Below are 23,139 nucleotides of genomic sequence, written 5' to 3' on the forward strand. Positions count from 1 at the left end.
CGATTGAACTGACAAAGCCCCAAAATTACCGCCCGTACAGGCCTGCGAAATAGCTGATGACACAATTCCATCCAATTACAATACTTAACGATCAAAATTAGACTAAAGTCTAAGCCGCTCCTCCCGTTTTTCCATTATGTTGGATAGGGCCTGTTGGCAATTTTACTGGTTATTTCTCAAAAAGAACGTCAACAGAACCAACACATGTAAAGGAGCAATATTATGAATCTTAAGCACTTAGTCGCCATTTCACTCACAACCGGACTGGCAGTCAGTCAGGCTCATGCAGCAAGCTGTCAGGGGGTCAATACTTACCCCGACTGGACACAAACAGACTGGCAGGGCAATCCCAGCCACGCCAACACCAATGACAAAATGCAGCATCAGGGCAAACTTTATCGCGCAAACTGGTGGACCCGCTCAGAGCCTGGTAGCAGCTCAGCCTGGCAATATCTTGGCCGCTGCGATACCAGAAGTCCAATCACACCGGTTGAACGTTATGGTAAACTCAGCGTATGCGGCACCGGGCTGTGCAGTGAGCAACAACAACAAATCCAGCTACGGGGCATGAGCAGTCATGGCCTGCAATGGTACGGGCTGAACAAATGTTTAACGGGTGCATCACTGGATGTGCTGGCACAGGACTGGCAAGCCGATATTGTCCGCCTCAGCCTGTACGTGCAAGAAGGCGGTTATGAAACTGATCCAGCCGGATTTACCCAACAGATGAACACGCTCATCGACATGGCAAGCCAACGTGGATTATATGTCCTGGTAGACTGGCACCAACTTAACCCGGGCGACCCGAACTATAACCTGGACCTGGCTAAACAGTTCTTTACCGACATAGTCACTGCCAATAAAAACCGCAACAACGTGATTTACGACATCGCCAATGAGCCCAATAACGTCAGCTGGCCAGAAGTGCGTCATTACAGCGAGCAAATCATCCCGGTTATCCGGGCTATCCAGCCCGATGCATTGATCCTGATCGGCACCCATGGCTGGTCTACGTTTGGCGCATCTACTGGTGGCAGTGTGCAGGAGGTACTGAACGATCCGGTACCGTTCGACAACATCATGTACACTTTCCACTTCTACGCGGCATCACACAAAGACTATCACCGCTCTGTACTCGATCAGGCCTCTGATGTACTGCCCGTTTTTGTCAGTGAATGGGGCACTCAAAACTATGATGGCGATGGCCCGAATGATCCAATCAGCTCACAGAAATATATCGACCTGATGAAACGCAAAAAGATCAGCTGGACCAACTGGAACTATTCCGACGATTTCCGCAGCGGAGCAGTTTGGAAACGCAGTACCTGTAACACTCAGAACTTTGTCGACAGCCAGCTCAAAGAGGCCGGCACCTGGGTCAAAGGCTGGATCAGCGAAGGCAGATAATCATTAGACCAACGCAAAGGGCGCGCAGGCCGTGCCCTGATGATATTTAAGCTGCCAGCGCCCCTGCACCAATACCCAAATGGAGCACCGTTGTGCAAATTCACTGGCTTCTCCATGCTGACCAACCAGTGCGGATTGATAACGCAACAGGTATACACCCATTGCCAGCTTGTCACAGCAGTAATTCTGCGCATGCACACGCAGCTGAATCGGCATGTAACAGACGCTCAACAGCCTCTCGGTTTTGCCGAATCTCATACTGATGTAGCTCAGTTTCTTGTGCTATCAAAATATCCATTTTTGCGCTCATGAGTAATGTGCTGACCATACAGCAACCTGGTCCCACTAAAGTAACGCTGTAAGTGTTATTAAGTCAAAACCCAAGTTGCACAGCGCTCGGGCTCTCATCGGTGTTTGATAGGCTCGCCCCCTTTGAGGTGGCGTAAGAAATAATCCCAACGCAGACGCACAAAATGCGGATGCTCATCGAGTACATGACCCATATTGGGGTAAATCATCAGGTCAAACTGCTTATCCGCTTTGATCAGTGCAGAGACCAGCTGCATGGTCGCAGCAGGATGTACATTGGTGTCCAACTCGCCGTGAGCCAATAACAGCTTCCCTTGCAGATGCTTTGCCCAGGTCAGGTTAGACTGCTCATCCCACTCCGGTGTCACTGGATAACCCATCCAGATTTCGTTCCAGCCCGCTTTATCAACCCGGAAATCATGATTCCCCGACGCCGCGACACCGACCTTGAAGAAATCCGGATATTTAAACAAGGCATGCGCAGTATCATAACCACCTGCACTGAAACCAAAAATCCCAACCCGGTCACTGTCTATAAAAGCATGCCGTTGTGCCAACTGACGAATGGCCGCGACATGATCGTCCGCGCCCCCTCCGAGGTTCTTAAACGAATATTCATGGAATACCCGACCGCGTTTATTAGTGCCCCGTCCATCCATTTTGATCACCACAAACCCCAGCTCAGCCAGTGCATTAGCCTGGCGTGAATAGGTATTAAAAGATTTAGGCGTAAAGAAGTTGTGCGGTCCGGTATAAATGTCGTCAATAACTGGATAACGCTTGTTAGGGTCAAAGTTAGATGGTAAGTACATCAGGCCATAAAGCGACGTTTTACCGTCCGCAGCCAACACCTCAAATGATTGTGGCGGACGCCAGCCTGTCGCCTGCAAAGCACTGATATCCGCCCGTTGAATTTCTCTTACTACTTTTCCCGTGCGGCTATCTCGCAGCACAGTCACAGGTGCTTGTGACGCCGTTGAATAGGTGTCAATCACATAGTTAAAATCGGGAGATAATCGCGTATCATGTTCAGCAGGCTCAGGCGTGAGCAGAGTCAGGTCGCTGCCATCCAGGTTAACCCGATATAAATGCCGAAAATACGGATCTCTGCCAGACTCTCGTCCGGATGCTTCAAAGTAAAGCTGCTTACGCTCAGTATCCATGCCTCGGATCACCCGTATTGTCATCTCACCTTGCGTGATCGGATTCAATAATTCGCCGCTGCTGGCCTGGTACAAATACAGATGCTGATAACCACTGCGTTGCGAGCTCCAGATAAAAGCATCCAGCTCCGGCAATGCCCAATACGTTTGCACCCAGGGATCAATATATTTGTCATCACGCTCTTCAACCAAAGCCCGCACCTGAGCCGTGTGCGGATCCACTTCACGCATAAAGTACTGCCGATTACCCCGTCGACGATCATGATAGACATAGCGACCATTGTCTTGCCACCAGCCCCACAATGCGCTGCCATAGTAAGTCTGCATCACAGGCGGAGCATCCAGCTTGATGGCATTTTTCTTATCGGTGTCCACCAGCACCAGGCTGGCTTGTGGTAAAGTCTCCTGCCCGGCTGAAGGATAGTAATAACGTACCGTTTTCGGTCTCAGGCTCGCTTCATGATCAGACTGAACCAGGGTGTATAAGTCAGTGCCACTGCGATCCAGCTGATAGGTGATCAGATAGCGGCTATCTTTGGACCACGTCAGTGAGGCGCCTTCACGCTGATAGTCTGTGCCTGCCTTAAAGCTGCGCGCCGGATTCGGGTGCGTTGCAGCATAAGGGCGCTTCTCAGTGCCATCCTGAGTGAGTACAGTGCGTTCCCCCGAATGCTTATTGGCCAAAATCAGATTGTGATTTTCAACCACCACTTGCCACCGCCCATCAGGTGAGGCACCTTGCTCTGATTCTTCGGTCTGTACGCGCGTTCGATGATCACAGGTATATGCAGGCATAGTGCAGGACCATTGAGTCTGTTCAATATTGAACCCTAACCGGGACCCGCTCAGTGTAATTTGCTCAAATGGCAATCGCGCTGCTGACACCTCTGTCAGACCCTCTGCGCGCAACACATCCGCAATTTTCTGATGATCAAACGCCGCAGACTGTGTGTTCTTGTTCGGGTCAACCAGCAAAAAGCGGTGACCATGGCCATGCTGCTGAACAAACCAAAACCGACTCCCCCCATCCAGCCAGTTTGCGGTCAATTTATCGTTTTTGACTAAAGGGGCGAGATTTTGCGGCAAGAATTGTTCAGCCCGAAGATAGAGCTTCTGACTATCGCTTTGTTGCTCTGCCTGCGATTCCCTGACGGGAAGGCTCTGACAGGCTGTCAGTATCAGGCTAGAGCTGAATAATAGTGCTAGTGTGCGCTGCAACATAAAACGGTCTCCTAAACTAAAAAAGCCCACTGCGCGCAATGCGCAAGTGGGCTGGGGGAAATAAGGGCTCAGAAACGAACTTTAGCCTGTAAGAAATACTCCATACCAACCGGGTTGTACTTATTGATATCGGCGAATGGCCACCACTTTTCAGATTCATGCTGATGCGGCTTTTTGTCGAACAAATTGACCACACTCAGAGACAAACTAATGTCTTCAGTGACATCGTAGCCCGCTTTCAGGTTCATTGTAGTCCAGGCAGGATAGCGCTCTGGCTGCTCTGCGTCCTCAACAGGCGACGTACCTAAACGATTAATGAACAAAGAGGCTGAGACCGCTTCTTTATGCCAGCCCAGTGTCAGATTGGTTTTGGTCCGGAAGGTGTTATTCCATGGCAAATCTCGGATGTCCTCCACCTCATCTTCAGGCAGGAATCGGAACGGTGATTCAAAGATATGGCTGTAGTCGAGCTTAGCTTTGAAAGTACCAAATTCATGAGTGTCGATTTTATAGCTGGTGCTGAAATCAACACCGGTTTGCTGCCGGAAACCTATGTTATAGGGTATGGTCGACACGCTGGTGACCCCGTTCTTTGGACCGCCTCGCTGAACGCGCGACAGGGCATCCTGGCACTTCGGGGAGTTTTTATCTATGTTGCTATCAAACTGACCAAAACCCAGCAAACATTCCGCCTCATAACGGAACAAACCATCCATAGTCATCACGCCAATCTGGTTTTCCAGGTGAAGCTTGTAAAAATCCAGGGTCATTGACCAGTTATCGGTGATATCTGCCACCATGCCAATGCTGGCACTGTAACCCGTTTCTTCTTTAAGCGATAAGTCACCTTCTGTGTATCTGCGAACGCTACCTGAACCGTAATCTTCAGAGCAGAACTTCCACCCCTGTCCAGCCGTCAGCCCTTCTTTAGTTGCACACTCATAAAAATCAGTGCCCGATGCGAAAGACGAACTGCGCTCAGCATTCATCACGTGCATATCCGGCGCACGGAAACTTGTTGCATAGTTTGTGCGTAACATCAACTCTTCCATAGGCCGCCAGGTCAGTCCAAACTGATAAGTGGCAGCACCATTTACATCGGATTTATCGTCATAATGGTCATAACGTGCAGCCAGTGTTGCATCCAGTTTGCCAGCACCGCTGCTTTCATCCAGCAACGGGATAGCCAGCTCAAACCCAATTGCGTAATGGTCACGATCCCCTTTACCCCGGATCCCACTCCAACCGTAAATATCCCCATCTACTGTTGGCTGATCGGTGATAAATTCATAGCTTTCCTGAATAATTTCGGCCACAGTTGCGAACTGCAAAGGCCCGCTATCCAGCTCCATCAGGGTACCCGACAACTCGAACGCCAGGTTATACATGGAAGAATCCCCCTTACCAACTGAGGTGTGCGTAACATCATTGAACATGTCTGGCGTCAGCTCACCGAGAATATCGAAATTTTTCGGGGTGTAGTCGCTGTTAAGCTGGCTTGCGTTAACCGTTACCCAGCGGCTGCCTTCCCAGGGTTGATCCCAGTCTTTGCCTTTTTCGCCGAAAATTTTCGCCAGCATCTTTTGATCATCAAAACGTACGACACTGTCTTCATAGTCATACTGACCGCCAGAAAAGCTCACGCTGTAATCATATTCACCCGCAATCACACCGCGGATCCCGGTGATGAAAGTCAGTGATGTTTCATCAAAGACCTGATTAGACGTGGGTACTTCATGACTTCTGAAAGTGCGATAAAAATGACGGCTGCCCAGCCAGGAATCCCCATCGGCTAACTCACCTCGCACGTCATAGTCAGCTTTGAAGCTATATCGATAGATCCCTGCCTCCCCCTCGGATTTCATGGCAATGATATCCGCATACAAGGCTGTGTCGGCATTCAAATCATGGTCCAGGTGCAAAAACATAGAGCTGCGGTCCCTGTCATTCCTGACGGTGTAAGTGTTATAGGTATTATCACCACAATAATGGGGTGTATCCGTGTCGGAGTCATTTTGTTTGAACGGCGTGCGATTGGCGTTGTACACTGCTTCATATCCGACTGCAGCACACTTATCTTCAATGTCGATTAGCATGTAAGGATCCGGCTGATATCGCGCCCAGTAAGACATAACCTGAGTTAGGCCATGGCGAGTTTCATCCGGGCCATCAGTCGGCTCATCAAACCAGTCTCGGTCATCACCATGAATGGGTTTGCGTTGGTCAAGTTCCAGTCCCAGGGTAAAGTTGGTATCACCAAAAGACCCGCCAGTCGTAAAGCTCAACTTATTTGAAGCACCGCCTCCATCTTTGGTATCACCTCGACGATACGTTAAGGTGGATTCATCAACATCATCTTTTAAAATCACATTGACCACCCCGGTCACCGCATCCGAACCATAAATAGCAGAGGCGCCACCGCTGAGAATTTCAATCCGCTTGACCGCATCGCTGGGGATCGTAGCCAAATTTGTGACGTTGCCACTCACGGTGCCTGAGGGTTTAGGTAATACCGGAATACGGCGACCATTGATTAACACCAGGGAATATGAGGAGCCAAATCCCCGTAAATTGAGCGCCTGGGCATTGGCATTGAAGTTATTAGAGTTTGCTTCACCTATAAAAATACCACTGTTTGACGAAATTGCGCTCAGCGCATCAAAGACATTGGCATGACCCTGCATCTGAATGTCTTCGGCCGTAATGGTTACCAAAGGAGAGGCCCCTTCGAGATCTGCACGCTTTATCCGTGAGCCTGTTACTTCAACCACATCCATGTCCTGATTTTCAGATGCTTGCTGCTCGGCATAAACCGGAACAGCACAACTCATAGAAACGCACAGCGCCACCGCTGACTTACGAAAATTTAACATACCGAATTTCCTGTTGTTATTTATTGCTTTTTATTGAAGATCGGTACGACTATAGCTCAACGATAAATTGCATACAATATTTAATATCCAATTATGAAAAATGTCATTTTTATCCATTTCAGTGACCGAAGTGTCACCAAACCTCTTCGGCCAGGACAAATGGTCTGCATTCTTCCAGCCAGATAAAGGGGAAAATCAAGTTTGTTACACGAGGCAATGGCTTATCAAGCCAGCCATACACAAACGTCTGACTGGCATAAAATTGAGCAGGCAAGGAAACCGGACAATGTGTTAACCCGATGCCTGGCGCATCGGAATGGTGATCAAAAAAGCCGTGCCCATGTTGTCTTCTGATTCCACCGTAAGCTCCCCCCCTAATGCGGATTTAGTCAGATTGTATACAACATTGAGTCCCAGGCCGGTGTTGCCGCTGCCACGTTTAGTGGTGTAAAAGGGTATGAAAATCTGTTTCTGTATGTTTTCGTCTATGCCCACGCCATTATCTTTAAACATAATGGTTGCCTGGTTTTTTTGTGCACTTACCAGGATATCAACACGCTTGTCTTGTGCTGCGGGCATGTCCGGCTGATACTCAAAGGCATGGGCAACCACATTGTTAATCAAACAACCGATTATCTGACTGATAACCCCAGGGTCGGTCATCAGTTTTGGGTCATCTCCAAAGACCTCGATCGCAATGCTGTTTTGCGCCAGAGTGAACTCAAATGCCTGCATCAACTCTTGCAGGTAGGTTTTAAGCTGGATCTCTCTGGGTTCCGATACGCTTTGCTCTGCCGACAGTTTTTTAAAGTCCTGAACCAGCCGCGAGCAGCGCTCCAGTGAGCTTTGTGTCAGAGATTCCGTCTCAAGACTTAACTGGGCAAAGTCGCTGATATCACACTTTCTAATCTTATTTTCTGCCAGTTTCTGCAAAATACTATTAGCGCCTGCGCCCAACCCGGTTATCGCAGTTAATGCAATCCCCAGTGGCGTGTTAATCTCGTGCGCCACACCAGTAACCACATGGGTTAATGAAGCGAGCTTTTCAGACTCTATCAAGCGTTCCTGCGCATTAATCAAATCGGCATGTGCCTGCGCATTTTCGATTGCCACAGCAGCATAGCTCGCAATGGTCGCAAGCGTTTGCAGATCAACACTACGAAACGCTTTTTTACGATGGCTTTGCACGCTGATACAGCCAATCACGTCATCTTGCAGCCAAAGTGGAATATAGATAATGGATTCAGTCGGGCTGCCAAACACCGGGGGCTTGAGAGACTGACCCAGCAACGCTTGCAGCGCGTCCTGACTGGACACACATATCTCTTTTTTGTGTGTCACACACCAACAGGCCGGCCGCGACAAGTCGTCTAAAGGATAGGAAAAGCTTGCCTGACGCACACCATCTTCAAAACAACCTGCAACATGCAGTTCATCCTGCTCATGATCAACCACGGCAATTAAAAAGACATCACAATGCAGTAAACTGGTCACTTTCTCATGCATCATGTCCATCACTTCATCTAAGTCCAGCGATGTGGTGAGCTCTTTACCTATCTCCGCCAATTGCTCTAATCGCCGGGTTTTGTCTTTCACCAATCTGTTCAGCAGGTGTGTCTGCTGTTGCAAACGACGCACTCTGGATCTGACGATACCCCAGATACCTAACAGCAACAGTAAAACGCCTCCTAAGTAGAATGCGTGAGTCTGATACCATGCAGGCAACTGCCTGACTTGAAGAAGTGTTTTTTCCTCACCCCAATTTCCAACCGCATTGGTACTCTTAACCAATAACTGATACTCCCCCGGTGGTAAATTGGTATAGGTAACGCGGCGCTCTTTGGTATCCTGCCACTGCTCATCAAAACCACGGAGTTGATGCATATACTTCAACTCCTCGGTATTTTTATAATCTAATGCACTGAACTGAATCGTAAAATTTTTAGAGGCGGGTGGCAGATCCAACTGTGTGTCACTGATAATGCGTGCCTCACCATTCACCTCGGCACTCGTAATCGCAATGTTGGGGCGAAACATCCAGGGTTGCCACTGCTGTGTATCAAACATGAGCACCCCGTCCGGGCAGCCAATCAACAACAGGGTTTGAGCGACCAGATGCCCGCCTTCGCCATAGCACAGCGCATAAATACCCAAAGCTGAATTGATATTGTCCCAGCGCGATAACTCAGGGTAATAAATACTGCTGTCGTTCCAGATGCGCTGACGCTGGTCAACCCAAATATTGGCACCCGCTCGCACATCCACACGCTCAGACGGCAGCTGCTCGGCCTGAACAGGCCAGGTTTGAGTATCCAAATAGTAAAACCCCTGTAGTAGCTCATTGGTCACGATTAACTGACCATTTGGATGAAATGCCACCCCGAAAGTCGCGGCTTTACTAATACCGCTGGCCGTCTGTGCTTCCTCATTAACCGCCAGCAAGGCCTGCGCTCCTTTACGCAGCACATACAAACCCGCTCGCGACGCAATCCACAAATTACCCTCGGAGTCTGTAAGTAACACATTTGAAAATGTTTTGTATGAGGTGGTCTCATTGCCAATTGTCTCAATTTTTTCTATTGAAAAATCGTCCAGGCTGACGCGAAACAGATGGTCTGAGGTACTCAAAAATGCCTCATCTTTCGAAAACGCCATGCGTCTGACGGCGCTGCCAGCAAACTGCCACGGCATTTTAGTTGCTTTTTGTGTGGCCGGTTCAATCACAAACACCCCGACATTTGTGGCAGCCCACAACTGCCCGTCAGGCCCTGTGCGAATTGTAAATACAGTGGCCGCATCCAACTCAGTGCCAGTTTTTAGCGGAGTAAAGTCTTTATCCAGCCAGGAATACAAGGTGATACCCGCGCCCACGGTCCCAAACGCCAGATAGGCCTTATTGAGTGCGGCAATGGCACGGATGTTGTTGGTATTAAACGTTTTACTGAGAGAAGACCCCGCAACCAACCGCCTGGTCGCAGTATGTACAGGGTCAAGCGTAAACACACCATCTCCCCATGTCGAAATCCAGATCACACCAGCGGCATCACGAAACAATGACTTTGGGTTAGTAGAAGCCAGAGCATGCGTAAACCCAGCTTCTGTATGAATAATGCTTTTGACCTGCAATGATTGTGCGTCTATCACCAAAATTCCCACACGCAGTGCAACAGCCCATATTTCCTGATCAGACACCTGCAACCAATCTTCAACATCCACAGGGGTTTCAGACACACTGTCTGAAATTTGAGTTAGTGTATCCTCCGCTGTATTGAGGCGGTACATCCCCGCTGATGCCGTGCCAACCCAGACCATCCCGTTACCTGAAGTGAGAGATCTGACGGGCAGATCAGCCAGGGCTGCAATTTGCCGTGCCTGATATACCTTTGCTCTGCCTGGGATGGCGAGTTCACACAAACCAAAATCGCCCCCAACCCAGAGCGTTTGTGCATTTTTCCAGTGCAACGTATGTATGTATTGAGTACTAAACTCAACACCGCACTCACCTTGTATGGAGACGGCTTGCACACTAAACCCCCGGCCGTCTTCGAAGATCAAGTCCAGCCCGGATGTACTGGACACTGCAACGGTGCCTTGATTGTTACCCTCAATGGCAACCACACCATTGCCAGTAAGGCCGTTTGGCGGCGTACTCGCAGCATTAATACGAACAGCAGACTCGGTTAACGTATTGAAGATGCTGATCCCTTCTGAGGTGTGTGATAACCACAATCGGGACTGGCTGTCCATCCAGAAACCGTTAACCAGATTGCTGGCAATACTGGTCTGATCATCAACATCCAGATTGAAAGGTTTAAAGGTGTGTCCGTCGTACCGGTATATGCCCATATCTGTGGCGAACCAGATCAGGCCGCGTTCATCCTGCGCTATCTGGTAGACCCCCCACAGGGGCCACTTTTTGGTGTCTAACTTTTTAAAGTGACGTAGGCCTTTTTCAAATAAAGCGGTGTATTCATGTTCTGGCGAGGCACCTGCAAACCCGACGCCCCCTGTCAGAAATAACACCACCACACCAATGAAAAAAAGCCTTTTCATTAGCAGAACTCTTCAGTCGATAACCCACAAAGCGTAGTCTGCTATGGACCTCAGTGCAAAGTAACGCCCAACATGACTAAACCCGTCCCTTATATTGCGTGGATTAAAATCGGCCCTGAGATATATGCTCAGGGCTCTAAGTTGATTGCAGTTATGTTTAGTTACTCTTCAAAAACATGAATATAGCCATCCAAATCCGGCACGATCACTTTGCCATATCCGACCGCTGGCGCACCGTAAACACCACCATGAACAAAACCATTAATCTTCTCAGGCTGGTACTGCCATTGCTGCTCACCTGTGTGGCCATCGACCGCAAAAAAGCCTCTTTGGGTTGCAAACCAGCCTGGTTCATCATGACCTGTTGCGCCGATGTACACAGTGCCATTTTGGGCAACTGGTTGGCCCCAGCTCCATCCTCCAGTTTCGAATTGCCAGATCAGGTCACCGCTCTGGGCGTGATATTTATTGAGTAAATTGGAATCTGAACTGCCGATGTAAAAATGTTCACCATCCGCAGCCGCTGTTGCCGACGACTCCACCCAGGAGCCACCCGGATAAGCCTGCTTCCACAGTAATTCACCATTGAGTGGGTCAAGCCCATATAAATGGGTGTCACGGGAGCCAATCACCAGTACGTCATCGACAATAGCCGGGCTGGACGTCAAGGCCCCCTGCGTATCATATTGCCAAACCCGTTCACCTGTATTCGCATCCAGCGCATAGACAGATCCATCCCAGCTGCTGATAAATACAAGTCCCTGGTGATGCACAGGTGTAGCGCGAATTTTACCTTCCGTTTTAAAGCGCCACAGCACCTTACCGGACGATCTGGCGATGGCATAAAGGTGACCATCACCACTGCCAATAAAGACTTTGTTACCCTGAACCAAAGCACTGGATTTACTGTAGTCAAATTCCCACGGTGCATGGTTAGCAGGCAAAATGCGCTGTACGTCCGCATCATTCAGACTGGTGCGCCATAACAACTTACCCTGCCAACGATTGAGTGCATATAAATAGCCATCATCGCTACTAAAGAAGATCTGATGATGTTTTATCGTGGGCTTAGATCTCACCAAACCGTCGGTTTTATACGACCAGGCCAGCTTAGGCTGATCCACATTCAACGCATAAAGGTGGCCATCATCACTGCCAAAGTAAGCCGTATGATCGCGCAGTGTTATGCCTCCCCAGTTCTCTCCTTTAACCTGATAACTAAACAGATAATCGCCGCTAGCGGCAAAGGCTGTCTGCGCGATATCATGGCTGAGTCCGGTCGCCAACAAACTGACCAATCCAAGCTGTTTTAGTGTTTTAATTGAGTTCATGGTGTTCTCCTTGTGTGATTTGTCATCACAGTGGCACAATCCGCGCTCAAAGATCCTGAAAACGCTCTGAAACCTTCTTAAAGATCCTTAACGCCTCGTCTCATGCCTTCACATCACTCCACGAAAAAACCAATAAGCAACTGATTTAAATGCTTTTAATTATTATTTAGGTATTAAACCCACACTTTTAGTGACAAAAATATGAAATAATTTATTCAGCTCCACATTCTTTGCGCATTTCCTTTCTAGCTTTAAAAGAGGCAAAGCGAACGAGCGCTTTAGCAACATTTTGGCACCGTTTCACGACACATTAGACCAGATAAGGCAGTTCTGGAGGCAGTTACTAAACGGGCAAGGCCACAGAAGGAATATTGAAATGAATGAGTTAACAACCAAACAACAGTCACTGAACGCCTTTAAATCTCGCGTTATCTCACAGTTGGGCTGCCATAAACTGGTGCATGAGCAATTACAAATCGCCACCGACAGCGTACTGAATTCCGACACGCTGAAGTACCACATCGGAGGCTTGTTTCATCTGCAAGGTGATATCTGTGCCCGGGACATGATCAGGCAAGTGACCTTAGTATTTAACCACCTGTGCGGTGAAAGCGAGCTGGACATAGATATGACACCGGAACTTGCAGATCAGGCACAGGCCAGAGTATTCGCCGAGCAGTGTAAACAACGCCCTTTTGATTTAAGGCATGGTGCCCTGATCCGCATTGCCATGAGGCGTGCTGCACAGGGCGGATACTATCTGGTGCTGATTGCACACCATATCCTGCTCGATGGACTGAGCCTGTACCGACTCTTTTGTAAGGCGCTGACCATGTTGTCCATGTCAGTCGAGGAAATCACCAAAGAGCTGGCGCAAATGCGCTACGATAATGCCCACAAACACAATACCCGCCACCTGGCACACTGGCAGGCATATCTACAAAATTTACCTGACTTTATGTTTGACTATATCCCACCAGCACAGACGGGCCAGCATACCCTGAGTACACACTTTTCGGTACCCAACACACAGATAGATGCCCTGATAGATCTCTGCCAGCAGCACAAAGTGGGTTTCCATGTTTACATTGCTCATCTGCTGGGGGAGTTTTATCAGCATCACTTTAAACAATCCGTGGTCGTTGGGTACGCTCTGAATCATCAGCGCCGAGACCAATACAGTTATGGCATGTCATCTAAAGTGTTGCCACAAATCGTGCCGCCAGCCGCAGACACCTTTGTTGAATCTGTTCAAACGCTGCAAGCCGACTTCAACCAGTTATTCAGAAAAAGTCAGGTGCCCATTGGCGAAATTAATCAATGCGCAGCGGTGTCAGCCAGTGCCCGCACTCTGGTATATGACGTGATGATCAATTACCTCAACCCCGGTGCATTACTCAATATAGAAGACGTGCACCTGGCCAGTGAAATGTTGGTGCAATCCGACCATGCTCACCCCATATCAGTCAATCTGGTGTACAACGAGCACAGCACCATGGAAGTCATGCTGAGTGCCAACCCGGCGTACATTACGTCCGCACATTTACAACAGCTTAGCGAATTACTGGCGCATGCGCTGCATCAGGGGGCACAACAAACCTTGCAATTTAACAGAGCTACAAAGACCCCCTCTCAGCCGGAATGGCACATCATGCGGGGTAAAGCACAGCCATTGACCCCCTCAGAACTGCCCGCCCAGATGATTGATGCGGTGATCAGGCAAACACCTGAAACCATCGCCGTCCGTGATCACCAAGGTCGGGCGTTCAGTTATCAGTGGTTGCAGGAACGCCAGCAAAGTATTGCTCGCTGGCTACGCGCAAACACCTTACCACAGCACAATGTGGCGGTCCTGATGGAACACACCGCTGAAATGGTCGCAACCATGCTGGCGTGCTTACACACAGGCCGGGTGATAGTCCCCTTGAATGCCGACGCCGAAGTCGGCTATGCCCAGGACATACTCACCCGAGCCAAAGCGGACTGTGTCATTGTCGACGACCCTCTCTGGGCCAGTGCACTCAGCCAGTTTGAGGTTGTCACCATAGAGTCTTTTGCCGATGTGTCACATCGCTCGTCTGACGACGCACATGGCCATACTGTGTGCCTGGATTCACTGGCTTATCTGGTGTTTAGCTCAGGGACTACGGGTGTCCCCAAAGGCATTATGCTGGCACAACGCACCCTGGCAAACTTGTGTTTGCACCACCGTCTGGACCCCAGTTTATCAGCCCCGGCACAGGTGCTGAACACCACAGCACTCGGATTTGATGTGGCTATCCAGACCATACTCACCACCTTGTGTTGTGGCGGCACCTTGCATCTCACCACATCCAACGTGCGAAAAGAAGCAGCCAATATTCTCGATAATATCGTCACCAACCGGATTTCAAGACTGATAGTGACACCCAGCCTGCTACACATTCTGGCAGCGCAAGCCAGCTTCAGCGAGCACGCTTTTAGCACTTTGCAACAAGTGATTGTTTCCGGAGAACAAATGGTGATGAGCGAGCAGGTGCGTACTTTTTTAAACCGCTCAGGCGCTACTTTGATCAACCAATACGGTCCTGCCGAGACGCATGTGGTTACGCAACACAGCGTCTATGATTTGGCCTCTCTGGCCAATGGCGATGCAGTGCCCATCGGTCGGCCCATATGCAATGTCAAACTGGCGATACGCCAAAATAGAACGCTGAGCGGAGGTAACCTGGGAACCCTTTATATTGGCGGGCCCAGCGTGGCACTCGAATATATTCAGGCACCACAACTCAGTGCTGAGCGTTTTGTACACTTACCAGCGCCCGCCGATCCAGGCCTGTTTTTCAACAGCCGGGACCGTATCGCCACGCTAGCCGATGGCCGGCTGCTGTTCAGCGGTCGGGAAGATGACTCGGTCAAAGTTCGCGGCCGCTTTGTTAACCTTAAAACAGTAGAAAAACTGCTCATGAGCATTGATGGTGTGGCAGATGCCTGTGCAACTACGTACCGCAGCCATGGTGTTATGCGCTTGCTGGCTTTTGTCACCTTATCTGGCCACCGTGCCGACCTGAGTGCATTAAATGTCAGGCAAACATTACTCGATGACGCCCCCAACTGGCTGGTCCCGGACACCCTGGTGCCACTCGACAGCTTTCCAAGAACCGCCAATGGTAAGGTCGATACCAGAGCGCTGCTGGCCGAATTTGAGCAAATGCAGCAGACCAGTCCCCCTGTTCAGGCTCAGCATTCCCATCAGAGGGATCAGGTTGAGCAACAGGTTTTAGAGGTGCTGGCGCAAAAATGCGGTGTTCACCCCCGCACTCTAGACGAGGATCTGCGTACTTGTGGCATGGATTCGCTGAGTATCATTATTTATCTGACCCATCTGTCTGAAACCTTTGGTCTGCAGCTGAATACCGATGATTTTATTGCAAACCCCAGCGTAACGACTATCGCTGCCTTTATTCAGGCCGGACAGGCATCGTCTTCAATGTCTGCCGCCACGGGTCAGAAAGTCAGAAAACTGGGCAAAACCAGTGCACCAGCAACCTTCACACAAAGTAATATTTTTCGACAGTGGCAACAGGGCAATCTGTACAATATGTTTCAGTGCTTTGCAGTACAGGGCGCCGTTTGCCCGAGCCGCATGCGTCAGGCCTTTGCGCAATTGGTGTCAGGCACTGAGCTATTTAACAGCCGCTTTGAGATGCGCGATGATACGCTGTGGTGTTGCAGCAATGACGCCGACGTGAGCAATCCATTTGAGCACATCGATCTGAGCCATCTGGACCAACAAGCAGCACTTGATGAGCTTGAATTACGCTGTAGTGCACAAAAAAGTCATCGTTTTGCGCTCGAACAGGGTGAGCTTATCCATGTACAACTACTCACCTTAGGACACCAGCAGCAGTATCTGCTGTTAAACATTCATCACATCATCACCGATGCTGTCTCCAACATTAATATCATAAGTGAGCTAAAGCGGTATTATGATCAGCATGCAGACAACACACCCGACGCGCAATCGGTGGACTTTTTTGACTATGCCTGGGAGGAACAGCGTTTCTTCGCATCAACTGAGGGTAAGCAAATTGTCAGTGACTATCAGGCCGAGTTTAAACGCCATTCACCTTATCCCAGGTTCAAACACCTGAACGGTGCCCTGTGGACACCCTCGCTTTACCATACCCAGTCTTGCACGCTGACAGGATTCTTCGCGCAATCCGCTGCACAAAGCGGGGTCAGCCAGATCCAATCTCTGATCGGCGCCTTGTGTCAGGTATTTTCAACACACCTGATAACACCCGAGATCCTGATGGCGGTGACCTTCACCGGTCGTACTTCCCGGGAAACCCGTGACATGATAGGGCCGCTATATAAAGTTGCCCCTTTGCTGGTTAAGCCCGATGAAACGCTTGATTTCAGTGCCTCAGTCGCCTCAGGCGTGACCAAAATCTACAATGAATGTGTGCCCGAGTTCACCCAGGTTATTGCCCAGCCCTCGCTGAACGAGTATCTGCCCTACTTTAAACTCAATTACATCACCAACAGCAATCAACTGCTGGCACTCGACTTTGATGGCTTTACGCTGCAACCCGAAGACCATGGCGATCAGGAAGATGTGATCAAAAACATGGGAGTCTCACGCCGGGTACCGCTCAATATCGTGGCGGTGCAATCCGGTGAGAACCTGGTGATGCACTGGCATTATGTCGAAGGCGCTTTGTCGGACAGTATGATAACCAATATGCTCGACGGGTTTTCCAGGATATTACGTGAACCTGAGGAGTGTCCCCCACTACAACGCTGCGCAGAGTAATCGCAAGGAACATTAACTCATTTCCTCAATCCCATTAGATTTAACAGAGCGACTGCACGTTGCAGCCGCTCTGGCTATTTACACTTCAGACACTGTGCGAGGGGTGGCTTTTAGCTTAAGCTCGGCCACTTTGTAAAACGCCAGGGCCGCGAAGGAGGTAATCGTTGTCAGCACAAATAACATTACCCCGCTCGATAAATCCAGCACCAGGCCACCTAAAATGGGCGCAAAGGCATACCCTAACGAACACAACCCTGCTGCGCCAAAATAGCTGGCCTTAAGGTTATCAGGCGCCAGCCTGTCTACATACACATTGATATTGCTGAACATAATCGCTTCGCTCAGGCTCAGCACAATCATCGCCGTTATCCAGCCCCAGGTATTGTGCACATCATTCAGGGCCATCATCACTTGCGAGACTACTAAGATAGCGCCGCCCAGATACAGCCGATGCTCTATTCGCCAGTTGCGCATCAGATGCAACAGCGGAAACTGACAGACAATGATCACGGTAGAGTTGGTAATGATCACCGCCGAAATCAACCAGGCAAGCTCGGGGACTTCAGCGCGGGTAAGGTATTGCACCAGGCTGGTATCACACTGCGCATAAACGAAATACACCAGCGTCGTTGCCACTAATACCACCAAAAAGGTACTGTCTTTATTGAGTATTTTCAGCCACTGGGAGAACTTAGGCGCAGACTGAGTAGTCTGTGCGGAACTTCCGCCCTTAGGCCGGAAGTACACCAAAGCCACCAGCAACCCCAAATAAGACACCGCTGTATAAATAAAACTGAATTGCTCACCATTGAGGCCCGCCCACAGACCATAAAGCGGACCCAGTGCTGCACCCACATTGACCAAGAAGTACAGTAAGTGAAGCGCCAGCTCCCGGTCTTTGGGGTTAGCCAGCTCTTCAGTCAGCAAGGCTTTGCTTGGTGCTTCCCATAGTGTACGTGGCATACAAGCCAGAAACACTGCGACGGCAAACAGCCACAACGCATTGGCCAGAGCCAGCAGAGTAAATGACACGACCCCGACCAACACCGCCACATAGAGCATTTTGGTACGGCCGAACCGGTCTGCCAGATTGCCGGTGTAAAATCCTAAAAACACAGCCAATGTGGCTGAACCCGTTAATAACAGCCCGACCTCAGTGGCACTCAGACCATAACTTTCATACAGCATTACTGCGAGAAACGGCCACACCATATAGTAACTTGCGCGAACAAAGAAATTGCCAATCAACATCACCCAGACCAAAGGCGTAAATCGCGACAACTGCATTGGTAAACTACTTATATCCATATTTTTCCCTAGTATCGTTATTTTTATTGCGGCCAGACTAATTCCTCAAGTTAAGTTTAGGTCAAACTCAATTTGGTCTTTTTTACTATTTTCATCATATCATCACGCAAGATTGTGCAAACAATAATAACAACACGCGTCATCAGACTCTGAGATCAAAAATGCGGCCGTTTTGGCCGCTTAAACAGGACACCTCAATGACGAAATAACCACTCTTAAAGAGAGCGGGATGCACTCAGCGCTCTGGCCAACCACTGGGCTTTACTCAGGCCCTGCTGCGCGATCTCAGTATCCGGCTGTACTGGCGTCATTTGTTGTTTGCCTGACGGACGGTCCAGGATAAAGCGCGGTGCAACGGCACGTATCCCGGTATGCTTAAGCGTCAGAAACTGGATCCCACCACTTTGCGAGCTGCGTCCACCGGTTGGCGTGCCAACCAAAGTCGCCAGGCCGTAGTCCTGAATGGTATTCACAAACAGTACGGATGATGAGTAGGTCAGCGGCCCCGTCAACACACTCACCTTACCTTTAAAGCGCACACTTTTATCCGCTTCTGGCTGTGTCATCTTAGTCAATTCCCCTGACAAGACGGAGCCGACAACCTCACCTGGATCACGGTATTTCTGTAAAATTCGCACCTGATAGGTCGAGCCATGGCGGTAAGGCTGAGTGGCAATATACTTCAGAATGCCCCGTTTCCAGAAAACGTCATCTCCCCCGGTATTGTCAGAAATATCTATCATCAGATGCTGGATCTGGGCTTTGTTCAGCTGAGCAAACGTATCCGCCATAAAACGAAAATAGGCATCCGGATCGTCCCAGCCAAACTGCTTGATGGTTAAAACAGCCCGCTGGTTGTCGAGCAGTTTGAGGTTGAAGTTTTCGTCGAAAGTGCGTTGTTTGATACTTTTGGGTGCCTTATTCAGTGCAGCAATCTGCACTGTCTTGCCCGTGCCGAACGTCAGCGTAAATGCGTCCGTAGCGCCATACGTCAGCCGATAAGTCATGGCAAACCGGCGAGCCAGTAAAGCACTGCGAAACGCTAGATTGTCGCCCTCAATCCGCTGCAGCAAAGCAGCGACCACTTCAGTCGTCGGTATGCCATTAATTTCAGTGATGTATTGTCCCTCATGAACCGATGGTGCACCGCCCAGCTCACTGACAACATTCAGCCCTTGCTCACTCACCGATACCTCAAGTGGAAACAAAGTTATCCCCTGCGCGACCCAGTTTCGCCACTGCGCATTGGTCCCATCTCCAATGCTCAGGTGACCATCCGCCATCATGCCATTGAGGCTGGCAAACTCACGCCATACCTGCTCACCTGTCATCGGCTTATCCAGCGTGTCGCGCAGTGCGTCTATCCGAGCGTAAAATGCATCAATATCATCAATGCTGTGCGTCAGGTCCGGGTGTGTGGCATGCACCCAGTGCGTCCATTGTTCTATATCCGCCTGAATTTGCTCAGCACTGTATCGCTTAGAGAAATGTCCCAGCGACTCTTGTGCCTGAACAACCTGGGTACCCAGCATAAGCAAAACGGCTTTAACCAGTGAAGAACTAAACTGACGTCTGAACCAGGCGACTACGCCCTTACTGTGCTGTTCAGAAGCCTGGGCAGAAACGGGTGCAGTATTAGTGTACATATCGGTATCCTTTGTATTGTATTTGTTGTTTTGTCGTCATGGATACTGACTGCAGTTTACATACCACAATTAAATGCAATAAAATCAACACCTTAAATAGTAACATTGCAGTCCCGGACGGACAACGGACAGTCCGCGGACAGTATCACCGTAACCATGTTATTGGATGTTTTTTCTGCATGCTGGAGAATGCCGCCGGATTTTTCTTGGAGAATTTGAATGCAGTATTTGATTTTTGGCATGCTTTTTATATTGGGGGCAATAGAGCAGGCTCAGGCACAAGTCGATGTCAGCAAGCTCAGTGTTTACAAAGCAGCTGAACATGAATATACAAATTATGAAGCCTCTAGTGGGGTGTCAAAAATTAGCGGGAACACCCTGTTTAAAGAAGGCAGAGTAAGGTAACACCTTTTATCATGTCGATAGCCAGGGTATCACTTTTAAACGCCAGTACCCCAAGTCATACTTCGTTGAACCGACAAACATTGCTGTTGAGTACGAGCTATCTGACGACGGTAAAAAACTGCTCTCGATTGAAAAAACCAACGAAGTTGCAAAAATCTGGCAGATCAATACCGACTTTTCGTTAGAGTTATTATCGGAGATTAGCTTTAACATGCCGCCCGAAGAACTGACATTTGTCGATTTCGATTTTCGGGATGGTCACTATATTTTGTACGGCCAGAAAGAAGATGGCACCTTTGTGCGCACTGTATTTGCCTGGGATCAAGCCAACAACAGCTTTTCACAACACAGCCGTTTAACGTTCAATAACCAAAACTCTTCTCATAACCTTGCGTTTCATAACTACCCAGAGCAGGGGCCAATGGTCGCAATCTCTCCAGAAACACTATACCTCTATCAGGAAGGTACACGAGAATTTGAACTAAAGCAGGAACTGGCTTTTGAATTTACAAGCCATAACCGTATTGCAACCCAGCTGGACACCATTAATAACCGCTTATTGGTACATTACTGGTCAGAAACCATAATGTTAGAGCTGGACGAAAACAACAGCGTGACGGCCGGCTCATCGCACCCTCACCAGAATTTGTTTGGGCTTAACATCAGAGTAAATGATATTCACCCGGCTGCGGAACGTTTAATCGCTCAGGATATAAACTGCTTATACACGCTAAGCTTAAACGATGCCAATACTTATACGGCAACAGAGTTAGATTGTAGCCCGGAAGTCACCGATATCAGTGATATCAGCGCGGACGGAGACAAACTACTTATGCCAGGCCAGGGCCTTAGTGTCGCCTATATCTCCAATATTAATGACCTTAAAAAGGTAACCCGCCCACAAGAGCAAGGGCGCATCAAATCACCAGGCTACCACCATGTGAATCTGCCTTTAGGGGAGCACAGCAGCCTGAACTACAATGGTACTTTACTAACGCACAGCCATTTAACACCTGAGCATGGCAAGACCTTTGTATCTGACAGCCCGCTTGAAAGTCCACTCACCCCCGAATGTAGATACCGATGCAAGGCATGGCTGACCCTGGGTAAAGAAGTGGTGGCATTGCATAACGACCAATTTACCCGTTACAGTGTGAGCAGTGAAGAGGAAACGCTAAGCACACTCAGTGGTACCCTCACTTTGAGCAACAGTGGGTCACTCGGTATTTGGTTCAAAGCCATTGCATTGAATGAGACAGAATTCATGCTGACTGACGGCATTTCCCTGTCAGTCTTTACTAAAACCCAGACAGGGTTTGTCCATAAATTCACTCAAAACATCAATATTGAGTTCGATTATTATGGCTATACCGACGTCGACTTTTTATATCATAATAACCAGTTGTATTTGTTCGACAGAGACAACAAACAACTGGTGCGTTATAACTACACGGGCGATGAGCTCGCTTATGACATTGCCATTCCTTTTGGTCCACTCGACTCAGGCGATATTTTCGACAGAAACTTAGCGACTTATATGCTCAATGATCGTCTGATTGTTGAAACCCAACGCGGTTATCAGTACATCAACGCAGTCAAGATATTCAAGATCGAAAACAACACCCTCATTGAAGAAGCCAGCTTACCGGGTACATTGATTGCGCAACCCTATGCACTCAGTGACACGCAAATGGTGCTTTTAGCCGATCAAGGTGACAACAAGGTTTTTGTATTTGACGCATCGGTTGATGAGCCCCTCATTGAGATAGGGGACTACAACGGCTACAGGGGAGTTACCTAGCAAAAGATCAGCTATTACATTTTTATGGTCAGGGCAGAGTCTTTGTCGGTGAAGCCCTGAACCCACTTTCCGATACGCTGGACATCACCACGTTACAGGGTGTTGAAGCAGAATTTGACCTCAATGAGATTTGTAACGCCTCACTACAGGGCAAACTGACATTTTCAGCGGAGAATTTACCACCGGGTCTGACCTTATCCGAACAAGGCATTATGCACTTTGACCGCACCGAGCTGTACGACACGACGATAGCGATTGATGTCATGGATAGCCATCAGAGAACCAGTACTTTTTCAGTGCTCAATAGCTATGTCTCGGGTCCCCAGGCCATAGACAGCCTGCTGATTGAGGTCACGCAAAATGAATCACACACAGTGGATCTGAAAACCCTGGTTACCGACGCTCTGGCAGTCGCAGTCAATGGCGTAGCAGGAGAGATGACTTTGTCTGAATCCACCCTCACTATAACCTTCGCAGAGCCTGGTGCATATCAATTGCCTTTCAGTGCAGTTAATGTGCACGGTGCCATCGCAACCCATGTCCTGCACTTTGACGTGTCAGAGCAAATCATTGATCAAGGTGACGATTCAGACGCTGAAAAAAACCCAGACAATGGTGAACAGGATAATGGCAACGAGGACAATCACACTGGAGACTCAGAGACTAAAACCGACGAAAACACCACGTCAAGTACTGGCAATACCAGCAGTACAACCAACGCTGCAAAAAGCGAGGGTGGATCAGGTGGTAGTATGGCCTGGCTACTGATGGCCATGGTCCTGCTGTTGCCAGTTCGCAACCGTGCCAGACAGGTGCGTTAAACC

The 23,139-nt window shown here is 49.2% G+C and carries 12 protein-coding genes; 5 read left to right on the forward strand and 7 right to left on the reverse strand.

Annotated features, from left to right (window positions below):
- The first annotated feature begins 222 nt into the window (after positions 1-222).
- On the forward strand, positions 223-1,407 hold the full coding sequence (locus CWC22_RS22630) for a cellulase family glycosylhydrolase (protein WP_138538459.1): 1,185 nt from the start codon (positions 223-225) through the stop codon (positions 1,405-1,407).
- 3 nt (positions 1,408-1,410) lie between these two features.
- On the opposite strand, the gene CWC22_RS22635 is transcribed toward CWC22_RS22630, so the two are convergent.
- The 5 genes from CWC22_RS22635 to CWC22_RS22655 all read right to left on the reverse strand — a co-directional run bounded on the left by CWC22_RS22635 (position 1,411) and on the right by CWC22_RS22655 (position 12,357).
- Complete coding sequence (locus CWC22_RS22635) at positions 1,411-1,623, reverse strand: hypothetical protein (protein WP_230090667.1); 213 nt, start codon at positions 1,621-1,623, stop codon at positions 1,411-1,413.
- Between the two features lie 188 nt (positions 1,624-1,811).
- Positions 1,812-4,100 (reverse strand): S9 family peptidase, encoded by a 2,289-nt coding sequence (locus CWC22_RS22640; RefSeq protein WP_138538460.1) that lies wholly within the window; start codon positions 4,098-4,100, stop codon positions 1,812-1,814.
- A gap of 68 nt (positions 4,101-4,168) precedes the next feature.
- Positions 4,169-6,973 (reverse strand): TonB-dependent receptor plug domain-containing protein, encoded by a 2,805-nt coding sequence (locus CWC22_RS22645; RefSeq protein ID WP_138538461.1) that lies wholly within the window; start codon positions 6,971-6,973, stop codon positions 4,169-4,171.
- A gap of 291 nt (positions 6,974-7,264) precedes the next feature.
- Complete coding sequence (locus CWC22_RS22650) at positions 7,265-11,026, reverse strand: ATP-binding protein (protein ID WP_138538462.1); 3,762 nt, start codon at positions 11,024-11,026, stop codon at positions 7,265-7,267.
- A gap of 161 nt (positions 11,027-11,187) precedes the next feature.
- Positions 11,188-12,357 (reverse strand): PQQ-binding-like beta-propeller repeat protein, encoded by a 1,170-nt coding sequence (locus tag CWC22_RS22655; RefSeq protein ID WP_138538463.1) that lies wholly within the window; start codon positions 12,355-12,357, stop codon positions 11,188-11,190.
- A gap of 376 nt (positions 12,358-12,733) precedes the next feature.
- On the opposite strand from CWC22_RS22655, the gene CWC22_RS22660 reads away from it, so the two are divergent.
- Positions 12,734-17,155 (forward strand): AMP-binding protein, encoded by a 4,422-nt coding sequence (locus tag CWC22_RS22660; protein ID WP_138538464.1) that lies wholly within the window; start codon positions 12,734-12,736, stop codon positions 17,153-17,155.
- 78 nt (positions 17,156-17,233) lie between these two features.
- Here CWC22_RS22660 and CWC22_RS22665 read toward each other — a convergent pair whose 3' ends face one another.
- Positions 17,234-18,463, reverse strand: a complete 1,230-nt coding sequence (locus CWC22_RS22665) for an MFS transporter (RefSeq protein ID WP_138538465.1) — start codon at positions 18,461-18,463, stop codon at positions 17,234-17,236.
- 215 nt (positions 18,464-18,678) lie between these two features.
- Complete coding sequence (locus CWC22_RS22670) at positions 18,679-20,109, reverse strand: S41 family peptidase (protein WP_138538466.1); 1,431 nt, start codon at positions 20,107-20,109, stop codon at positions 18,679-18,681.
- A 219-nt stretch (positions 20,110-20,328) separates the two neighbouring features.
- Here CWC22_RS22670 and CWC22_RS22675 point away from each other — a divergent pair, with 219 nt between their 5' ends.
- The 3 genes from CWC22_RS22675 to CWC22_RS22685 all read left to right on the forward strand — a co-directional run bounded on the left by CWC22_RS22675 (position 20,329) and on the right by CWC22_RS22685 (position 23,136).
- The gene (locus CWC22_RS22675) at positions 20,329-20,514 is read left to right on the forward strand and encodes a hypothetical protein (protein WP_138538467.1); all 186 of its coding nucleotides are present in this window, start codon (positions 20,329-20,331) and stop codon (positions 20,512-20,514) included.
- Positions 20,515-20,725: 211 nt separating this feature from the next.
- Positions 20,726-22,315: a hypothetical protein gene (locus tag CWC22_RS22680; protein ID WP_138538468.1), complete on the forward strand. Its 1,590-nt coding sequence runs from the start codon at positions 20,726-20,728 to the stop codon at positions 22,313-22,315.
- Between the two features lie 212 nt (positions 22,316-22,527).
- Entirely contained in the window at positions 22,528-23,136 is a 609-nt protein-coding gene (locus tag CWC22_RS22685; protein ID WP_138538469.1) for a hypothetical protein, read from the forward strand.
- Positions 23,137-23,139 lie beyond the last annotated feature (3 nt).

The sequence above is a fragment of the Pseudoalteromonas rubra genome, from assembly GCF_005886805.2.
Taxonomy (GTDB): domain Bacteria; phylum Pseudomonadota; class Gammaproteobacteria; order Enterobacterales; family Alteromonadaceae; genus Pseudoalteromonas; species Pseudoalteromonas rubra_D.